At 36.8% G+C, this 19,211-nt stretch carries 20 protein-coding genes; 1 reads left to right on the top strand and 19 read right to left on the bottom strand.

Translation table 11 applies throughout. From position 1 onward, the window contains the following. Nucleotides 1-9: 9 nt before the first annotated feature. The 16 genes from pssA to M3610_RS16295 all read right to left on the bottom strand — a co-directional run bounded on the left by pssA (nt 10) and on the right by M3610_RS16295 (nt 13,092). Entirely contained in the window at nt 10-720 is a 711-nt protein-coding gene (pssA, locus tag M3610_RS16365; RefSeq protein WP_311315832.1) for a CDP-diacylglycerol--serine O-phosphatidyltransferase, read from the bottom strand. Between the two features lie 19 nt (nt 721-739). Then, the gene (locus tag M3610_RS16360) at nt 740-1,411 is read right to left on the bottom strand and encodes a phosphatase PAP2 family protein (RefSeq protein WP_251460672.1); all 672 of its coding nucleotides are present in this window, start codon (nt 1,409-1,411) and stop codon (nt 740-742) included. Between the two features lie 158 nt (nt 1,412-1,569). After that, nucleotides 1,570-2,358, bottom strand: coding sequence for a TerC family protein (locus M3610_RS16355; protein WP_098575298.1), 789 nt, complete (start codon nt 2,356-2,358; stop codon nt 1,570-1,572). Between the two features lie 306 nt (nt 2,359-2,664). Next, nucleotides 2,665-3,486, bottom strand: coding sequence for a carboxypeptidase M32 (locus M3610_RS16350; protein ID WP_251460778.1), 822 nt, complete (start codon nt 3,484-3,486; stop codon nt 2,665-2,667). Between the two features lie 60 nt (nt 3,487-3,546). Continuing rightward, on the bottom strand, nt 3,547-3,690 hold the full coding sequence (locus tag M3610_RS16345; protein ID WP_251460670.1) for a hypothetical protein: 144 nt from the start codon (nt 3,688-3,690) through the stop codon (nt 3,547-3,549). Nucleotides 3,691-4,261: 571 nt separating this feature from the next. After that, entirely contained in the window at nt 4,262-4,438 is a 177-nt protein-coding gene (locus tag M3610_RS16340; RefSeq protein WP_251460668.1) for a hypothetical protein, read from the bottom strand. Further along, a complete protein-coding gene (locus M3610_RS16335; protein WP_251460666.1) occupies nt 4,438-5,613 on the bottom strand; it encodes a phage major capsid protein in 1,176 nt (391 codons plus the stop codon). Before M3610_RS16335 ends, M3610_RS16340 begins: the two co-directional genes overlap by 1 nt. A gap of 6 nt (nt 5,614-5,619) precedes the next feature. Next, nucleotides 5,620-6,201, bottom strand: a complete 582-nt coding sequence (locus M3610_RS16330; protein ID WP_251460664.1) for an HK97 family phage prohead protease — start codon at nt 6,199-6,201, stop codon at nt 5,620-5,622. Between the two features lie 186 nt (nt 6,202-6,387). Next, nucleotides 6,388-6,510, bottom strand: coding sequence for a hypothetical protein (locus tag M3610_RS28030; protein ID WP_285851291.1), 123 nt, complete (start codon nt 6,508-6,510; stop codon nt 6,388-6,390). A gap of 294 nt (nt 6,511-6,804) precedes the next feature. After that, entirely contained in the window at nt 6,805-6,978 is a 174-nt protein-coding gene (locus tag M3610_RS16325; protein WP_251460662.1) for a hypothetical protein, read from the bottom strand. Between the two features lie 174 nt (nt 6,979-7,152). Then, on the bottom strand, nt 7,153-7,401 hold the full coding sequence (locus tag M3610_RS16320; RefSeq protein ID WP_251460660.1) for a hypothetical protein: 249 nt from the start codon (nt 7,399-7,401) through the stop codon (nt 7,153-7,155). A 121-nt stretch (nt 7,402-7,522) separates the two neighbouring features. Further along, the gene (locus M3610_RS16315) at nt 7,523-7,858 is read right to left on the bottom strand and encodes a hypothetical protein (protein WP_251460658.1); all 336 of its coding nucleotides are present in this window, start codon (nt 7,856-7,858) and stop codon (nt 7,523-7,525) included. Between the two features lie 413 nt (nt 7,859-8,271). Then, complete coding sequence (locus tag M3610_RS16310) at nt 8,272-10,179, bottom strand: DUF5906 domain-containing protein (RefSeq protein WP_251460657.1); 1,908 nt, start codon at nt 10,177-10,179, stop codon at nt 8,272-8,274. A 19-nt stretch (nt 10,180-10,198) separates the two neighbouring features. Continuing rightward, the gene (locus M3610_RS16305) at nt 10,199-10,393 is read right to left on the bottom strand and encodes a helix-turn-helix domain-containing protein (RefSeq protein ID WP_251460655.1); all 195 of its coding nucleotides are present in this window, start codon (nt 10,391-10,393) and stop codon (nt 10,199-10,201) included. Between the two features lie 239 nt (nt 10,394-10,632). Then, nucleotides 10,633-12,264, bottom strand: a complete 1,632-nt coding sequence (locus M3610_RS16300) for a recombinase family protein (RefSeq protein WP_251460653.1) — start codon at nt 12,262-12,264, stop codon at nt 10,633-10,635. A gap of 72 nt (nt 12,265-12,336) precedes the next feature. After that, the gene (locus tag M3610_RS16295) at nt 12,337-13,092 is read right to left on the bottom strand and encodes a gluzincin family metallopeptidase (protein ID WP_251460650.1); all 756 of its coding nucleotides are present in this window, start codon (nt 13,090-13,092) and stop codon (nt 12,337-12,339) included. A gap of 262 nt (nt 13,093-13,354) precedes the next feature. Between M3610_RS16295 and M3610_RS16290 the strand changes: the two genes are divergently transcribed. Continuing rightward, nucleotides 13,355-15,430, top strand: a complete 2,076-nt coding sequence (locus M3610_RS16290) for a peptidoglycan D,D-transpeptidase FtsI family protein (protein WP_251460648.1) — start codon at nt 13,355-13,357, stop codon at nt 15,428-15,430. A 42-nt stretch (nt 15,431-15,472) separates the two neighbouring features. Here the strand turns inward: M3610_RS16290 and M3610_RS16285 are convergent, their stop codons facing one another. From M3610_RS16285 to M3610_RS16275, 3 genes are read right to left on the bottom strand one after another with little or no spacing between them, the layout of a single operon-like run. Further along, nucleotides 15,473-15,931 carry a (2Fe-2S)-binding protein gene (locus M3610_RS16285; protein ID WP_311315831.1) on the bottom strand — a complete coding sequence of 153 codons (459 nt, stop codon included), beginning with the start codon at nt 15,929-15,931 and terminating at the stop codon, nt 15,473-15,475. Nucleotides 15,932-15,966: 35 nt separating this feature from the next. Continuing rightward, entirely contained in the window at nt 15,967-16,806 is an 840-nt protein-coding gene (locus tag M3610_RS16280; RefSeq protein ID WP_251460646.1) for an FAD binding domain-containing protein, read from the bottom strand. After that, entirely contained in the window at nt 16,793-19,123 is a 2,331-nt protein-coding gene (locus M3610_RS16275; RefSeq protein ID WP_251460644.1) for a xanthine dehydrogenase family protein molybdopterin-binding subunit, read from the bottom strand. The genes M3610_RS16280 and M3610_RS16275 overlap by 14 nt, the downstream gene beginning before the upstream one ends. Nucleotides 19,124-19,211 lie beyond the last annotated feature (88 nt).

Genomic DNA, 19,211 nt, shown 5'->3' with positions numbered 1-19,211 from the left:
TTTTTGTTCTTATTTGTTTATTCCACCATTACTTTTTCTCTTTCTCCTTACTAATTGGAAAATGATAAAAGCTATGTACAGCGGGATTGCCACATAGATGAAATACGGAAAGCGATGCTGCTCTTTTTTGAAGACGAGGTATATCGCATACCCTAGGAAAAGTGTGACGATAATTCCGTATTTGGGTAATGGGACATCTTTCAAGCTTGGAATTTTTATCGTGCTCACCATTAAATAACAGATGATAAAAAAGGCAATGGGCAAAATGAACTCTGGCATTTTACCTTGGAATAAGGTAAGCAGTGTTAGTAATCCTCCCCCAGCAGTGATGGGAACACCGGTAAAATAATGATTTGAAGATTTAACAGCATTAATATTAAACCGGGCTAATCGGTAGGCTCCGAATAAAGGAAATAATCCTGAAATGGCCATCCCTGCCACACCAAACTCTGAGAAATAGGAATAATAAGCCATCATTGCCGGTGCAACACCAAAAGTTACCACATCTGCTAACGAATCTAACTCTTTCCCCAACTCACTATCCACTCGTAACATTCGTGCAATCCTGCCATCCATACTGTCGAGCATCATCCCTATTAATATTAAAATGGCAGCATTTTTGTAATCCCCCTGGGCGGAATACATAATGGATAAATATCCGAAAAACAAATTAGAAATGGTAAATAAATTAGGAATACTGTTTCTGATAATATGTATCACTCCATACTAGATAGGAAATTTAGGCAATATTCTTTTCACGTCGTTGTCTTTTATTATAACGCTGAACCTGATAATACTGGAAAAATATAATAGCTGTTGTAATCCAAAAGGCGCTTGCAAAATATCCACCTATGATATCACTGGGATAATGGACACCTAAATAGATTCGACTGATGCCAATGGCTATAATCATCACCATGCTTACAAAGATTAGTGCCCATCTACCTAACGAACTTGTAATATGCCGCCATAATAAGAAGGTAATAATTCCATAGACCGTAAAAGCATTCATTGCATGACCGCTTGGGAAACTATAACCTTCAATTTCAATTAAGCGATGGAACTCAGGGCGTACGCGTTGAAAAAAATTCTTTAAAATTCCATTTAATATCGCTGAACCCACAATGGCCGCTACAAATAAGATTAATTCTAAGCGATGATGGAGCACTTTATAGAGAAAAAGTAAAAGAAAAAGGCTAAGAACAATGACAAAGGGAGCCGAACCAATAAACGTAAAGAATTTCATTACAGATGTAAGAAATGGTGTTTCCATTCCTTGAACAGCATCGATTATAGTTCGATCAAAATGAATGATTTTTTGGTCACTTATTAATAAGGATATCAAACTAAAGCCAATAATGGAAACAACACTCAGGCTAAAGGCGATTATAAGATATGTTTTTAATTTCATCAATACAAACCTCTCTAGAAAATTGGATTTTTGATTATACTTTATAGGTTGCTCATTGTTTCAACTTCTACAACTTTTAACCTTACAATGGTATGTAAAAAAGACATAAGAAAGGCAAATTTGGTTGAGGCTGCCTTTCTTATGAGGGTGAAAAGTAATTATAGTGTCTTGGGTTCTTCTCGCACTGGTTCTACGCTTTTATCTTTTGAGAAAAACCAGCCGGCTGCGGCGATACCTACTAATACAACATAAAAGGTTACTTTCCAAACTGTTGAATGCGCAAAATCTTCACTTAAAATCGCTAACATAGGATGTGATAACGTGTAGACGGCAAGCTTCACTCCAACCCAGCCCACAATTGTAAAAGCAGCAATTTCTAAACCTGGTCTTTTTTCCAATAAATTCACAAACTGATTCGCTGCAAAGCGCATAATAATTAAACCAATTACCCCTCCAGCAAAGATTACTAAAAATTTACCACCATCCAGACCACCGATATTTGGAAGCGGTGTGTTTGGCAGGGCAACGGCCATTGCGACAGCAGCAAGGATCGAATCAACGGCAAACGCAATGTCGGCCACTTCAACTTTTAATACAGTCACCCAAAAGTTGCTCTTTTTTGCCCCTGCCCTCTCCTCTTTATCTTCCTCCTTCCCTTTAATGACCACCTTGCGGAAAATATGATTACCTGCCATGAACAGCAAATATAGAGCTCCAATGGCTTGAACTTGCCACACATCCACAAGAAACGAAATCACAAATAAGGAAGCAAAGCGGAACACAAAGGCACCTGCCAAACCGTAAAATAATGCCTTCTTACGTTTATCTTCAGGTAATTGTTTCACCATAATCGCGAGCACTAGCGCGTTATCTGCGGCTAAGAGACCTTCTAATGCCACCAAGATTATTAACACCCAGCCGTATTCCAGTAAAAGAGCTAAATCCATGAATATTTCCTCCTTAAAGTTGATTTTTTTCAAAAAATACTCCCTTACGCCATAAAAATAGGCCTTTACCGATTACAGTAAAGGCCTAAAAGAACACAAAAAGACCTTTACAGTAAAGTAAAGGTCTTGCTAACAACGTAAATGTTGCCAATAAAGCCGGAGTAATAAATACTCGGAATGACGACTCTATTGTAGCAGCTACTCCCCTTTAAAAAGGAAATATTTAATTACTAATAGTTTATTATAATGCAAGGAAAATGTCAATGTTTTAGAGTTTAATAGCTAAATATCACACAGCTTTACAGTTTACAATCCGTAAACTTCAGTGTATTTTTTTTCAAGATATTCAACAAGATATTCCGCGTTTAATTCTTCCCCAGTAACCTTTACAATCAATTCGTTCGGTCTATACAGCTTCCCGTATTGATGGATTTTTCCTTTTAACCATTCTTGGATAAGATCAAAACGTCCATTTTCAATATGTTTATAAAAATCTGGAAGGTCTTTTTGAATCGTACGGAGAATTTGAGCTGCATAGAGATTCCCTAATGAATAGGACGGAAAATAACCGATTCCCCCAAATGACCAATGAACATCCTGTAATACGCCAACCGTGTCCGAACTAGGTGTTACACCGAGATAATCTTGCATTTTTTGATTCCAGACTACAGGTAGATCCTTAGCTTCAACCTCTCCGCTAATTAAGGCTTTTTCAATTTCATACCGAAGCATGATATGCAAATTATAGGTTAATTCATCGGCCTCAACACGGATAAATGATGGCTGCACCGAATTTACAGCACGATAAAATTCGTCAACAGTAATATTTTCGAGCTGCTTTGGAAAATACTCTTGAAGTTTCGGGTAGAAATACTTCCAGAACTGCTTACTGCGGCCGACCATATTTTCCAAAAATCTTGATTGAGATTCATGGATCCCGAAGGATGCTCCACTTTGAAGAACTGATTCCTCAAACTGTGGATTGACGTGCTGCTCATAGATCCCATGTCCTGCCTCATGGATGGTACCAAATAATGCAGAACGGACATTTCCTTCTAGGTAACGAGTTGTTAATCGTACGTCACCTGTATTAACGGTTTGTGCAAAAGGATGGACCGTTTCATCCAGACTTTTTATAAACAGTAAAATAATTGCATATAAAAATGCTGCTATTTCATTATAGCAGCATCAAAAGTTATCATGGTAAAGATTTATAGCAGCTTCAGCAATTAATTTTATATTTGGTTCATTTATGTATTCAACTTTGATACCTTTTACCTTTTTCCCTGCTTCAGCCATTTCAGCAAAGGTTCGTTTTTTTTTCTTATCCATTGATTAAACCCGCCTGTACTAATAAATTTGCGTTTAAAATCATTTTGGGCTGAAATAAAAAATGTTAAACGTCAATGGCAACCTAACATTATGCACCTATTTATTCTTAAAAATACCTAAAATACCGTTAAAAAACATAAAAATATCATTCTTAGGCTTACAAATACCGTTTTTAGAAAGCAATTAGCGAACAATAACGAACTAAAAATTCTTTATAAAAAACAAAAAAATATAGCATTATTTGGTAATATTTAGGAATAATATTAAATACATGTTGTAATAAACCCCTGTTCTTTAAGTCCACCTTTCTAAGCAGGGGATTGTAAGTGCCTGTAGGAGGGCATATAAAGAGCCTGTATTGGTTGGCATACAGGTTCTTTTTATTTTGGGCATATTAAGAATGGTCAAAAGCCCAACTAGTCGAATATTCGATTAAGAAGAAACATTGACCAAACCTGATTCGATAAAGTTTTTGGTTTCTGTTGCAAAAGGGAAAAGCAGCCCCCTGCTTCAGGGCTGCTTTCTTCTTTTACTCCAACAAAAAAAAGCAGGGTTGCCCCTGCCTTTTGTTTTAAACTTCCGGTGCGTTTTTCTTTGATGCCTTTGCTTTGCTGCTGCCGGTAGTTTCAACCCATCCCATTTTTAAAAGATGTTCTGCATCTTGTTCCCTTTCAAATTCAATCACATCACCGGCTTCAGCCTGAAAATTATATGCGTTAAATCTGATTAGCGCTTTTACTTTCATCATTATGCACCCACCAATACTGAAATAGATTGTGTTGAATGTGAAGCTGAAACATCACATTCCATGAAATGCCCTACACCAACAGCATATTGTGAAGCATATAATTCACGGTAAACTTCAGCCGATTGAGCGCCAATTTTGATTGCAAGCCCTTCTCTGAAATCACCAAAATAAATTTCTCTTGCTCCTGCTCCCATTCTTGGCATTGCATCCGATAACATAACCGGATACCCAAGCAGCACATTTCCGTTATTCTCTGAAAGGCTGTTACCAAAAACAAAGTTTCCGTTTGCATCCGTTAAAGATTGTAAATAGGTTAAAGTATCTTTGTGCATTAACCATTTTGCATTTGGCAGCATCATTGAAGGAATAGAATTTTTCATTTCCACAACTTCAGCCGGTGCAATGGTTCCTGCTGTTGCTGCTGTTTGTGTTTGAGTAACACCATTCGCCAATGTTGAAGCAAATCTTGCATTGGTGTTATTAATGATTTCATTTTCAAGGAATTTTGCAACACTCTTTGCACAAGCATCCACAATGAAAGGTAAAACCTCTAAATCTGTACGGTTTAAAAGGCTTTTTCCGATTTTCGCCATTGTTCCGATAATCTGTGATTTTAAAGGAATGCTGCTGAAAGTTCCGTTTGAAGTAACGATTTCTTGAAATTCTGTAATGAAGCTTGTTACATGTGCCGTATCATCATACACCGGTAAATTAAGATTTTCGCCAACCTCATATGTTGTTGCTTCTTGAATTAAAGGTGAAATTTCATAAACACGGCTTACAATCTTTTGTGCAATCGTTGTTGGAATTACGCTGCCATTGTTGGCACTTGCCAAATCCCGTGTTTGCCCTGTCCGTACATACTCCACAAATTGACGGATTTCAATTTCTTCTTCTTTGCTTTGCTTCTTATCCGCCTTCTTGGTTTTCTCGATTTTTAAATCACGTTCTTCCATCTTGTTCATTAAATCTTCTAAGCTTGTGGAATGCTTTTCAAGTTCTGAATCAATTTGCTGCACCTGTTTTTCAAGCTTTTCAAAAGTAGAATTTTCAGCATCCGTTAAGCTTCTTTTTTCTTTCTTTGCACCTTCTAAAATCGTGTTCATTTCTTCTAGGTGCTTTTCACGTTCTTCAGCACGTTTTAACAGTCTAGCTTCTTGTAATTGTTTTAACATTAATTTTCATCCTTTCAGTTTGTAATATCGAATTAATTTTTCATATCTTGAAAAATCCATTTCAGGATTTTTTAATTGTTCAAAATCTGAATAGCGCCGTTCTAAAAAAATGCTCTCTTGGTTCCGAACTTCCACAATTGAGGTTGCCGGATATGCCGGTTTTGACATACCACCAAGCAATGAAACTTCGTAAAGGTCCAAATCTTCAATGAACCGGCGCTCATAGCCTGCCGAACTATCGAATCTTGATTTCAAATCTTGGAATCCAAAGGACCAACCTTTTAAAAAGCCGGATTGCTTGGCATTCTGCACAATTTCTGAATCAGTCAATTCAGCACGGATTTTTAAGCCTATGGAATCTTCCTGTAATTCCATGTTTCCAGCTTTCAAGCTTCCCAACTTTCTGGATTCTTGGTGATTAAAAAGCAGCAATACATCTTTTGCACGCTGCAAGGCTCGATTAAATGCACCTTCTTGGATAATCTCTTTAAACTTACCCTTTGGTGAAGGTAGGAAATGTGATTCTTTGCCGGTTGCATTAATATAACCGGTGATAAAAACGCTGCCGTTCCTCACTTCAATCTGCAAAATATCTTCCTCCCTTCTGTTTGGATTTCGATACTATTTCAATTTTTTTGGGTTTGGTTTTAAGGTTTGTTTTTTGGGTTTGGATTAGTGTTAATAGTTTCCCCAAAACGTTGATTTTCTAGGCTTTTCAAGGCTCCTGATAAAACAAAAAAGGCGCTGCCGTTTGCTTGGCTGCACCCACATTTTTTATTTTTCTTCCTGCTGCACTTTTGCAGCTTCTGCTTTTTTGGCTTTGGCTTCAGCAGCCTTTTTATTAATTTGCTGCCATTGAAAATCAAGATATTTTGAACCGTATTTGTCCACAACCATTTTTCACACCTCCCTGCACCTCACGGTTGCCCCTTAAACCGTAATACGGTTTTAATAAATTAAAAACCCCTGCTGATTGGAGTAAGCAGAGGTTTTAATGGAGTATGATTTTTAAATATGTTTAAGCAACCTTGATTCAAAAGGCTTTTAACCAAATTAACCAAACAAGAGAAAGAAGTTTACCAATTGGAAGAATTGGTGATAACACATAATGAACATTCAAACAAGCGAATTAAGCAAGCCGTGACATTATTATTGTTGGCTGTTTTTGCCTTTTTAATACGGCTGCACGGTTCACGGCACCTTCAAATTTTTCTTTTCTTGGCTCCATTGCTGCACCATTTTGATATATTGCCGGTCTTGCTTCACAACTTCAATCAGATAATTAAAAATGCTGCTTGGCATTTGGTCTTTTGCGCTCTTTAAATATGATTCTGTTTCATCTAACAAAGCATTTTCAATTTGCATCAAATTCGCTCCTTTGATTTTTAGAATCTCATTCTTTTAGGATTGGCAGCAGCACAAAATATTAAAATCCCCAAATTAAAAAGCCTTCTTGCTGCCCACAAGAAAGCTTTTCAATAATTGGAGTGTACCTGTTGAAAGATTGATTTAGGTCATTAGCTGCAAGCAAATTTTGCATTAATTAGTATCTGCAATTATTGAAGCTGCTAAACTTCCAAGCCATCTTGCAGCAGCCTTTTTGAAAGCATCAGGAACCACAAACAAAAAATTATAGTTCTTCCATTCACAAAAAGCTTCAGCATCCAAAATATATTGCTGCAATGCTTCAGCCGTAAATTCACGAAAATACTTTTCGCCTATTGCCGGCTTGATTTCCACTTTAAAAAAGCCATTATTGATACGTTTAAGTGTTACAATCATGTTCATTTCCTGTCCTTCTTTCTTGGCTCAAAAAATTATCTCAAAAAAGGCGCTTGGTCGGAAATTCCTCCCTTGGCGCCGGTTCTCCCAAACAGGGAAATTGCCCACAAAAAGGGGCGGGGATAAATTATTTTTGATTTATGAATTGATAAAAAGAATTTACGGTTAAGAAATGATTCAAATCAATAAATGATTCAAAATAAAATGTTTCAATCGGTTCAAGGTTTATATCTTGATATACCAAACGATACCTCGGCAATCCCTTCACTTCTGTTATTGATAAAGTAAAGTGTGTTATCGATTCATCTATCTCATAACCATTAGTCTTAATATCAATGTATTCATAAGGGCTGTATGTACGTTCTGTAAAGGGTCTATCAGGCTTATATAAATAGCCCTTACCTTCAGGTTCTTCAGGTGTCTGAACCAATGCTATCTCATTCTTTTCTTTTGCTGCTGTCATTATCATCATTCCTCCTTATTTTTACGTTCCCCCTTAACTATTCGCTATGAAAAATGATTTTCCCGTTTACAAAAGTTCATGGTAAATAATTAAATTATCGCTATTTCTATATTTTTGTTACGTTTTATTTTTTTGTTACATGATTCGTAACAGAAGTGTAACGCCCTTCTTCCTTACTCTCCCAAGGGTTTGAACGAAAATGTTACATGTTACGTTTTTTTTTCAAATTCTATTTTGTTTTTGTATGTATTCATCTTTCTTTTAAGCAAAGTACATTTATAAAAACATATTTAAAATTTTAAATATAAAATGTAACATGTAACATTTTTAATAAAAACCTTGTAGTACCAAGGGTTTAAGGGTGTTACGTTTTTTGTTACGTTTTGTTACATTTTAAAATGTAACGTAACAAATTAATCCTCTTCTTTTTTCTTCTCTTCTTTTTTCTTCTTTATGGCTTCTGCTTCTTTTTTAGTCACATATACTCTTGTAGGTTCCTTGCTAGTGCCAATTTGTTTTCGTTTAACTATTATCTCTAAATCAAATTCTTTTTTAACTGTTTCTTGAAAAACACGAGTACTTTGTGCCGAATCTTCGCCATAATTTATATCTGACCAAATTTTATATTTGTCATATGCTTCTTTAGGGTGCATCATAATGAAATCATCTTTAGTAAGACTGCTAACATATATCAGACAACTGTTATTCATTTCATGGTATTCTTCATTGTACTCCTGCACTTTTTTACATTCGGTAAAATCACAATTTTCATATAATCGTATATAGGCTTCGATAATCAGCTTAAGCCAATATTCCTTCGCTTCTTTTGTTGTTAATTTAGCAATTAATTTAGGGTCGGGTTTTGTAGGAACACCGAATATTGGACACCAACTGACACGGCGCTTATACGCTTCAGTTTTTTCAAAGCTTTTTAACTGATGATTAGATGTAAAAATTAAGGATGTTGTTATAACTGTATCTTTCGAATGTTTGAATAATTGCCTTGTGGCTTGAAAGTCACAAGTACTGGTATTCTTCAAAACCTTCATTTGCTTATGATTAATTGGTACATCATGAATGTCATCCCCAAGATTGACAAGCTTGCCTTGCATAGAAAAAAAATATTGTTCTTTTGTCATATCTTCAATAGAAAGAGATGAACAATTTTCTGTACCAATAATTTTTCGAATAACGGTCAATAATGTTCCTTTGCCGTTTCCACCGTTGCCAATGATGATAAAAAATTTGGCAAGCATCCGTTTTAAATCTGGGTCTGTGATTAAAATATGAGCCAATGCTTCCATAATTAAATTTTTATAAGATTCATCGCCTTCTGTTAAAAAATCAAGATATTCGTCAACAATAGGAACAGGTTCCGCATTTTTGTCATATTTAAGATTAATAAAATAGGGTGTAAATTCTTGAGAATCTAATTCCCAAAATCGCCCTTTTTTTAAAAAGCCATTTTGAAATTTTATATGCCAACCATTTTCAGGCGTATTTTTATTAAACAATTGGTATTTCATTTGTTTAATAACTTCATCAATATATCGAGTTGTTTGTCCTAAAACCTCTTGTGTAACGATTGGAATAAAATCATCATCATTGATTGATATGAATTTTTGACCATCAAAAATATATAAATTTCCGCCAAACTTGGTTACTTTTAATTTCTTGATTAAATATCTTGCTATTTCAAATTCATTACCCTTTTCCGGTTCAACCTTCCTATCTCGGGTAATCCTATCAAAGTCTTTTTCTTCTAATGGTTCAGCAAAAACATAATCATTGATAAAGCGTAAAATTTTCTTGGAATCCTTTAAATGCAGCACTTTAGATGTATGGGCAAAAAGCTTATTATCTCGCCCATCATGCTCTTGTAAGCCCAATAAATTTTCTGCTTTTTTAAAATAAGTAAGAAAATCCGGTAATTCTTCTCTTTCATCTTTATTTTCAACCGGTCTAAGAACGCCATTTCGCTTTACTGTTACGCTTTCAGTCTTTTTGGATACTTTCCATTCCACTTCAAAACCTAAAGCACATATGCCTTCTGCCTTATGCTTATATCCTTTAGGTTTCTTAAACCACATGTGAATCCCTCTATCTGTCCAACATATTTCAGTTTTAATATTAAAAAAGGAAATCATTTTCTTAATAACGTCTTTTGGTAATTTGTCAATATCAACTACTACTTCATCATCACGCAACTTTTTTCCGGCATCCTTAAAAAAATCAGGAGTATCTGCTATATCTGCGTTTTTTGTCGCATATTTTTCACCGTCTAAATATTCGACATACGCTGCTGCTTCGCTTGCTTTCATGTTGAAGTTCTCCGTTTCTTTAATTCATTTTTACTTCCCTTTCTTGGAACCAAACCATTAAATTTTCTCGATTAAAAACAATCTTAGTACCAATCATATGATATGGAATCTGTTTTTTCTTACACAAACGATAAATTGTCATTTGGCAAACACCTAATAATTCCGCTGCTTCTGCAACTGTCAATGTCATTCTTTCGATTGCTTGCATACGCATATGGTTTTCACCTCCTTTAACTCTTCTAGAATATTAATAACCTTTATATGTTCTTTTATACAAAGCACAAACTTTTTATCATTCACAAATAAAACCTAAAAAATACATAAAAATACCTATATTTTTTTTAAAAATACCATAAAAAAGAAGTAAAAATACTTTAAAATATCGAATTAGTCAAAGATAGTCAAAGTCAAAGTATTTTCTAAATAAAAAAAGGCAGCTTTTTATTAGGCTGCCTATCGTATATATTCAAATTTAATTACCGGTTCTACTTCATCCCTTTTTGGATGCTTTGTTCCAAGCTTTGCAATTTCTTCAGGAATCTTTCTTGAATAATGGATTTTATAAATAAATCGTTTTAAGAAATTATTGATTTTCAAAGTATCGGTTTCATTTTCCATATTGTTTATTACATCAATCACGCTTAAACGCTTTTTAATTTCTTCTTCTGCTTTTGGTTCTTTCATTATTTGATTTAATTTTTCAAGCTGCTGTTGAAGTTTGATTAATGCATGTTTGTTTTCATCAATTTCTTCTTGGATGATTTCCTTTTCCAAATCATCCCCTTCTTTCATTAGCTGAATTTTAACTCTTGCCAATTTCTTTGCTTCTACATTTAAGTCGTTTATTTGTTTTTCAAGCTGCTGTTTTTGTTGTTCATTTTGTGCATCAATTTCTTCATGATTTTCATTCAGCAGCATTTCAATTTCTTTTTCAAGCTTTGCTTTATATTCAAAAACATCAGCAATAACTTTTTCTTCAAGTGTCTTTGCTTTAAATCCATTGTCAAAGCATCTTGTTCCATCAGATAAAGTTGCATCGGTTCCGCAATTTCTTATAAGCCATTGATTTTTTTTACCTTCATAGCTTATTCTTTTCTTTCTTCCACAAGATGCGCAATAAATCAAATCCTTTAAAATTGAAGGTTCTGTTTTGGTGTGCGCTCTTTCACGGCTTTTATTTTGCCCATATGCTGCGCCCCTTTTTGCCCTTTGCTGCTGAAGCATATCAAATTTTTCAGGTGCAATAATTGCCGGATGCGTGTTAGGAGTACTGATTGTATCTTTTTTTCTTTTTTTCATTTTTTCTTCGCCGTTTTTATCAATCGTCATATAATTTTCATAGTCATTATAAACAGTAAATCCTTTGTATGTTTCTTTTTTCAATAAGTCCTTAACGGTCGTATTTGTCCATAAAGCGCCGTTTGCTGTTTTGAATCCCATATCATTTAAAATATCTCTTATTTTCAAAGAACCATATCCCAAACTGTTTAAATAAAATGCTGTTGCCGGAATATGCGCCGTTGCTTCATCGATTTCAAGCTTTTTAGTTTCCGGATTTCTTTTATATCCAAGTGGAACGGAACCTGAAGCATTTAAGCCCCTTCTTGCCATTTCAAGCTTTCCAAATCTAACACGCTTTGCAATCTTCATTCTTTCATTACTATTCATTGAAGCACTAACATTAAAAACAAATCGGTCGTTTTCATCCCTTAAATAATAAACATGTTCCGGTGTCATAATCAGCTTATCAAATTTTTCAACCTTATCAGCAATTTGCGCTGAAACTAAATCATTTCTTGAAAGTCGTGAATCTTCAGCGACAACAATTGCATCAAATTCAATTATCCGTTTTAACATTTTATTTAATTCCGGTCTTTCCTCTAAAGAATTTCCACCTGACACAACTTCTTTAAAAACTTCATATTCATATCCTTTTTCTGCACAAAACTTTGTGCATCGTTCATAGTGATTTTGAAGCGTTTCTTCTTCAGAAACACGCTTGCCCCTCACCTTCTTTTCATCGGAAATCCTTAAATAAATAGCAACTTTTTTAATCGCTTCAATTTTTTGCTGTTTTAAATTCAAATATGTCATTTGTCATTCCATCTTTCCGTTCATAATAAAAAAAATCTGCACCCCTTGACAAATCCTATTATATCAACGTTTTATATTACTGTCTATAAGAAGTGCCGTTTCATCCAATCTACCCGCTTCAAGGTCAAAGCCTATTATAGGCAAAATATAGCGGTTAAATTCTTTTTGCTTTTCAATGGAAAACGACTGTTCAAAAATTTCTGCCTGTGTCCGCTTTCCATTTTGTTGAATGCGTTCCAGTAGTTTAACACTAGTATCTCTTAATTTTGCGAACAGCGGATCGAGTTTTTTCACCGTTAAACCAGGTTCAAACTCATCCAAGAGAGCATCATATGGATGGTCCTCATACCCATAGATATCCGCGAATTTTCGCTTATAATCAACTATTTTTTCTAAGTACGGAAGGAAGCGGGCAAAATCGTTATTTTCCCTTGCCTCTTCCCAAGCATCATTTGCTTGAGCCGTTAAGATGCTATATTCCTGAAATAGGTCGGCAGGAATGCTCTTTGATTTTTGGTAGTACTCTTTATATTCTCTAACTTTCGCTCTTGTCACTTCATCTAAAAATGCCAAGTTATCAGGAAGTGTTAGCTCCGCTAGCAGTTCTCCCATTTCCTCAGAAACAGAAAGCTTAAAAATTTCGGTCCGAAGGGTCCCCGTCGCCTTGGCAAACATACTTCTCCCTTTTTTTGGTGCCATGACTTTTTGATCCCAGTCTGCTAAACCAATGATACTTGAAAAATGAGTAATTTTTTCATCCAAAGCCTTAAATTGCCCTAATGCCCTAAGTACAACTGGATCAATGACTTTCTGTTCCATAAACTAGACCTCCTATCAATCTCTCGTTTCTAAAGATGTTTGTTTAAGAATCAACAACATCCCTTTTTGATTATAAAGTAAAATTAAAAATTTGGGCAAAAATTAGAATATTATTTATTGACAAAAAATTCACTATTCCAGAAACATGTCGTATTTTATTTACACTTCAGAATGAATTGGAATAATTATCATACTGCTATATACAAATGGGTAGTATATATATGTAATTTATATTGGTTATGTAAAAAGGATGTGCAGGAAATTGGAAAAGCAGAAAAAAAATAAGTCCCACTTCCCTATTCGTTTGAATATACTATTTTTTAGTGTTTTTTTCTTATTTTCCGTACTAATCCTCCGGCTTGGTTTTGTGCAAATTGTTTATGGCGAAAATTTCAAAAGAGATTTAGCCAGAAAAGAAGATATCACAATTAGTAGTCCTGTTCCAAGAGGACGAATCCTTGACCGAGATTACAGAATAATCGTTGATAATGTCCCTAAAAGTGCCATTTCCTACACCAATGAAGGATTTAGCCAAGAAGTTATGCTCGAAACAGCTGAAAAATTAGCAAAACTGATTTCGAAAAAAACAAACAAGGTGACAGAAAGGGATAAACGTGATTTCTGGATTATGACGAATCCAGAACGCGCGAATGCTAAAATCTCGAAAAAAGAAATGGACCTATATTATGCAAAGAAATTAACAGATAATGATATTTATAAATATAAATTAGAGCGCATCACACCTGATGAATTAAAGGAATTGACTAAAGAAAAACTTGAGGTTATTGCACTATTTAAAGAGTTTAACAGCGGCTATAAGTTTACAACCCAAATCATAAAAAATGAGGATGTTACTGCGCAAGAATTGGCCGTTGTTAGCGAGAATCTGCAATCACTTCCTGGTGTGGATACAACCACGGACTGGGAAAGATGCTATGCTTTCAATGGAACCTTAAAATCTGTGTTAGGAAAAGTTACTAAATCTGATGAAGGATTGCCTGCAGAGCAGTTGGAGTATTTTTTAGCAAGAGATTACAGTCGAAATGACAGAGTGGGAAAAAGTCAACTTGAGTGGCAATATGAAAATGTTTTACATGGATACAAATCAAAAATAAAAAATGTAACCGATAAAACAGGAAATGTGATTGAAAACCACCCCGTATCAAATGGTAAGAAAGGAAAAGACCTTGTCTTAAGTATTGATATGGATTTGCAAAGGAAGATTGACCGCATCATTGAAGAAGAACTTTGGGCGGCGAAAAGATATCCGGGAACCTATCTAACTGACCGAGCATACGTGGTTTTAATGAACCCAAAAACTGGCGAAGTTCTAGCCATGTCTGGCAAAAAAATAGTTAGAAATAATCAAACAGGCAGAGTGGAAATGGAAGATGACGCTCTCGGTACATTTACTACCACCTATAACGTTGGTTCTACTGTCAAAGGAGCTACTATTTTGACTGGCTATAAAACAGGGGCTATTGCTCCAGGTACAGTGTTTGATGATGCTGGTTTAAAAATCCGGGCCACTCCTTTAAAAAAATCCTATGCCTACTTAGGAAGATTAAATGAAATTAATGCCCTAAAATTATCTTCCAACGTTTACATGTTCCATACAGCAATACGAATTGGAAAAGGACATTATGAGTACGATCAACCTTTAAATATAAGTTCAGAGGCTTTCGATTCCATTCGAGACTCATTTGCTTCGTTCGGTCTCGGAACCAGAACCGGGATTGATTTACCGAATGAGCAATCTGGATTTAAGGGTCAGAGTTATCTCCCGGGATATTTGCTAGACCTTGTGATTGGACAATATGATACCTATTCAGCCATGCAGTTAGCACAATATGTTTCCACCATCGCAAATGGCGGTTACCGAATGCAGCCTCATGTCGCCAAACAAATGCTCGAACCAAAGGAGGGAACACGAGAGCTTGGTCATGTTGTAAAAGAAATCACCCCCACGGTCCTAAATACAATTGATATGAAATCAGATTGGCTGTATCGCGTCAAATTAGGTTTTAAAAAGGTTATGCAAGAAAGGGGCGGAACAGCTTATAAGTATTTCGGCAATGCCCCCTACTCTCCTGCTGGTAAAACAGGAACAGCAGAAGCGTTTTACGACGGTCCTGAACGGTACCGATTTGGGAAAGAACCACCCCCAGTGATGAACCTTAGCTTGGTAAGTTATGCTCCTAGTTCGAATCCAGAAATTGCAATGGCAGTAATTGTACCATGGGCTTACCAAGGCAAAAAAGACAATCGGGCGAATCTGAAAATTGGACGCCGTGTTTTAGACACTTATTTTCAGATGAAAAAAGATAATCATTCTTAGGGTGCCAATGAATGGCATCCTTTTTTTGTTCCATTTATCCACTTACATATTTTTCCTTAGAACTGATTTCACTGCCCTTTCAATTTCTGCATAACCGGTGCAGCGACAGATATTTGACTCCAGCCATTCCTTAATCATGTTATCATCTGCATCTGGATGCTGCTTTATTAACGAATGACAGTTCATAATAAATCCCGGAGTGCAGTAGCCGCATTGGAAGGCAAAATTATCGACAAATGCCTGCTGAATGGGTATATTTTCTAACCCCTCAATCGTTGTTATCTTCTTACCTTCCGCTTCAACAGCTAACATTAGACATGATTTCATCGGCCATCCATCAATATTGACTGTACAAGCACCGCAATCCCCGTTCAAACACCCAGGCTTTGCGCCTGTAAGTCCAAGTTTACCTCGAATTGCAAATAAAAGTGTGTCGGCAGAACGTACCATGATGCTGCGCTTTTCTCCGTTTATGTCTAATATAATCGTGTGCGATTTCACCGATCCCCCTCCTTTCTGCAATTAATCTATCATTCTCAAGAACCAACAGGAACCAATGCAGAACAAACATCTGACAAAACATTCCGTAATACAAAAAGTCTGTATTCAGCAGACCCTTCAACATCATCTAAAATTGGCTTCGGTAACTTAGCTAGGGCATCAGTAATTCTTTGAGTCAACGGAAGTTCTTTATTATTTAGAGAAGATTCCAACTCCTTTGACCGAAACGGAAATGGGCACAAGCCGCTGATTGCGACACGTATCTCCTGCCCCAATTTTAATGCGGCTACTGTAATTAATGGATAGCCCGTATCCCATTGTTGACGGCGTTTAATACTAATAAATGGCGCAGCAATAAACTGGGATTCTGTTGCTAATTGGACAAGAAATTCTCCTTTTTTTAATTGAAGCTGCTCTTGAAAGATGTCATTAATTGGCACCACTTTTTTTCCTTCGGGGCCGACAATTAATACTTTGCTGTCCGCTAGTAAAAATGGTAAAACAGCTTCTCGGTAAAAAATTCGTGCACATATATTCCCACCTAAAGTAATTTTCCCCCGTGCTGTATGGTCCGCAACTTCACTTGCTGTTTTCGTTAATAATGGAAAAAGATTTGCCTCTTCGATCTTGGTTAGTGAAAGAGTACTGCCTAGCAGCAAATGATCAGCGCTTACCCGCATAACCTTGGATTCAGGGATATCCTTTATGTCAATAACCGCCTCGGTATACGCTAGTTCGATTCTTCCAAGAGTGATTAATTCCGTCCCCCCTGAAAAAAACATTGGTTTCTTTCCACCTTTATCTAAATACTGATATAAATCGACTGCTTCTTTTAATGTGGCAGGTTTAAAATAATCAAACTCAAAGGGAAGCATTTTTTTGCGCCTCCTTTGCCTTCCAAATTAATTCAGGAATAAGCGGCAGATGATGAAGTGAAACCCCTGCAGCTGTAGACAAAGCATTGCCGAGTGCAGCAGGCATGCCCATTAATCCATGCTCTCCCACACCTCGAGCCCCATACGGACCATCTAATTGGGGTGTTTCTACAAATCCCACTAAATATTCTGGATTTTCACCATAGCGAAGTGGGCGATACGTTCGGAGCTGGGGATTAAGAACCCTGCCGAGTTCGTCAAAATAAAATGTTTCCCTGCCAGCAAAAGCCAATCCCATGCTCATCGCACCCATTACCTGGCCCAATGCCGCTTTTTCATTTAAAACTTTCCCAAGGTCGACCACGGTACAAGCTTTCAGTAGCCGATAGGTATTATCCCTTTTATCAAATTCAATTTCTACACCATAGGCCGCAACTGTCCACTCAGGTCCCGGCTTACCAGCTCCTGTCTCAGGATCCAAATGGGTAAGATGACGCAGGATATAATTCCCTCTGCCAATAATTTGTCCGCCGATTGAATTTCCATTTGGATATTGATAACCATAGCAGATGTCTTTAATCGGAATTCCGATGGATGGATCATCCCTCAAAAAGACTCGACTGTTAGCTACCACAAGATCTTCTGTCGGTGCTCTTAATACGGTCGAAGCAATTCCCTTTAATTGCTTGATCACATCATCCGCAGCTTCGAGAAGTGCCCTTCCCGCCATAAATGTTCCTCTGCTAGCGACAGTTTTCCAATGCTCTGGTGTTGTTTGCGTATCCACTTCCATCCGAACATGTATCTTATCCACACTCATCTTCAGCCTTTCTGCAAGCATCTGAGCAAGGACAGTCTTCGTTCCGGTTCCAATTTCAATTACACCAGAAAGTAAATTGATACTTCCATCTCGGTTAAATGTTAATATCACTCCTGAAGGAGCATTGGGATCAATCGTCGATGTTTTCCAGCTGCAGCTGACGCCCTTTACTCTCACAAATCGCTCGTTTACATCTTTAACTTTACCTTCATCCCATTTGATTAAATCTCTTACTCTCTCAATACACTGTTGTAAGTTACCGACATTACTTTTATTTAATCGAACCCTTGTCGGGGTGGTGTGTCCAGGTTTAATCGCATTTATATACCGAAGTTCAAGCGGATCCATTTTTAATTTTTGTGCAAGTAAATCCAAGGTTCGTTCAATGGCAAAGGAAAGTTCGGAATGGCTAAAGCCTCTAAAGGGTGCTGCATATGGGTGGTTTGTATACATGCAATAGGAATCACACCAGACATTTGGTATGTTATATGGTCCGGTACAATCGGCAGCACCTGCCCTTGTAAGATCTACCGCTTTATCGGAATAGGCTCCTCCATCCCATAAAAAACGTATTTCTGCTGCTCTAATTTTACCGCTGCTGTCTGCTCCAAGCTTAATCCTTGCATCTAAACCAATGTGACAAGGAGAAGTTAAGATATCTTCTTCTCTCGAATTGAAGATCTCTACAGGTTTACCGCCAACAGCTTTTGAGGCTAGATAGGCCAGAACTTCCAGCTGAACGGCAGCTTTCCCCCCATAGGCACCACCTACAAGCGGTGTGTGGACAATAATCTTCCCCATATCCTCACCAAAATAATCAGCAATCAGTCTTTTCACCATAAATGGAGCTTGAGAAGAAGTAGTAATCATAATATTTCCATCAGGCAATATCTCGGCAGTGGCACACCTTGTTTCCATTGCCGCATGGTCAGAAGGAGAAAAAGAATAACTTGCTTCTACCACTGTGTTAGTCTCCGCCCACCCTTTTTCCATATTACCTTTACGAATTTTTATATGGGAAGCAATGTTGGTGTCAGGCACCGGATGCGAGTCATCCTCTTTTTTATATTTACTTAAGTCTTCATGGACTAAGGGGGCTCCTTTTTCAAATGCTTGGGACGGCGAGTTTACGACTGGCAACAATTCGTATTGGACTTTAATCAGGTCAGCAGCCATTTTAGCCTGTGTTGGTGAATCAGCTACAACAAGTGCAACCGTTTCACCATGGTAGCGAACCTTATCATATGCAATAGGGGGCCGGTCCCGGATGGCTTCCCCTGTTAATGGGTATTCCTTTCCAGCAAGGATGGCCCTAACCCCATTAATCTTCCAAGCTTCGGATGTATCAATCTCCACTATCTTCGCGTGGCCATAAGGACTAATGACCATTTTGCCAGATAACATCGGATGGAAATGATAATCATGTGTATATTTTGCCCGCCCTGACACCTTATCAAGAGCCTCTTTGCGAATGACGCTTTTCCCAATAACCTCCAATTCCATCCCTCCCCCACATATATGTGGATATCTATCCTATTTATATTTATTGGGGGCTATTCCTAGAATGAGTAAATATCCAGTTTGT

It is taken from the genome of Neobacillus sp. MER 74 (assembly GCF_023714155.1).
This window is presented reverse-complemented; position numbering and strand designations above follow the sequence as displayed.

What these genes read in the sequence shown, in the direction of transcription:
- M3610_RS16360 (WP_251460672.1), bottom strand. Translation starts at nt 1,411, where the DNA reads ATGAAATTAAAAACATATCTTATAATCGCCTTTAGCCTGAGTGTTGTT.
- M3610_RS16355 (WP_098575298.1), bottom strand. Translation starts at nt 2,358, where the DNA reads ATGGATTTAGCTCTTTTACTGGAATACGGCTGGGTGTTAATAATCTTG.
- M3610_RS16345 (WP_251460670.1), bottom strand. Translation starts at nt 3,690, where the DNA reads ATGGATAAGAAAAAAAAACGAACCTTTGCTGAAATGGCTGAAGCAGGG.
- M3610_RS16340 (WP_251460668.1), bottom strand. Translation starts at nt 4,438, where the DNA reads ATGATGAAAGTAAAAGCGCTAATCAGATTTAACGCATATAATTTTCAG.
- M3610_RS16335 (WP_251460666.1), bottom strand. Translation starts at nt 5,613, where the DNA reads ATGTTAAAACAATTACAAGAAGCTAGACTGTTAAAACGTGCTGAAGAA.
- M3610_RS28030 (WP_285851291.1), bottom strand. Translation starts at nt 6,510, where the DNA reads ATGGTTGTGGACAAATACGGTTCAAAATATCTTGATTTTCAATGGCAG.
- M3610_RS16325 (WP_251460662.1), bottom strand. Translation starts at nt 6,978, where the DNA reads ATGCAAATTGAAAATGCTTTGTTAGATGAAACAGAATCATATTTAAAG.
- M3610_RS16320 (WP_251460660.1), bottom strand. Translation starts at nt 7,401, where the DNA reads ATGAACATGATTGTAACACTTAAACGTATCAATAATGGCTTTTTTAAA.
- M3610_RS16315 (WP_251460658.1), bottom strand. Translation starts at nt 7,858, where the DNA reads ATGACAGCAGCAAAAGAAAAGAATGAGATAGCATTGGTTCAGACACCT.
- M3610_RS16310 (WP_251460657.1), bottom strand. Translation starts at nt 10,179, where the DNA reads ATGAAAGCAAGCGAAGCAGCAGCGTATGTCGAATATTTAGACGGTGAA.
- M3610_RS16305 (WP_251460655.1), bottom strand. Translation starts at nt 10,393, where the DNA reads ATGCGTATGCAAGCAATCGAAAGAATGACATTGACAGTTGCAGAAGCA.
- M3610_RS16295 (WP_251460650.1), bottom strand. Translation starts at nt 13,092, where the DNA reads ATGGAACAGAAAGTCATTGATCCAGTTGTACTTAGGGCATTAGGGCAA.
- M3610_RS16280 (WP_251460646.1), bottom strand. Translation starts at nt 16,806, where the DNA reads ATGCTTCCCTTTGAGTTTGATTATTTTAAACCTGCCACATTAAAAGAA.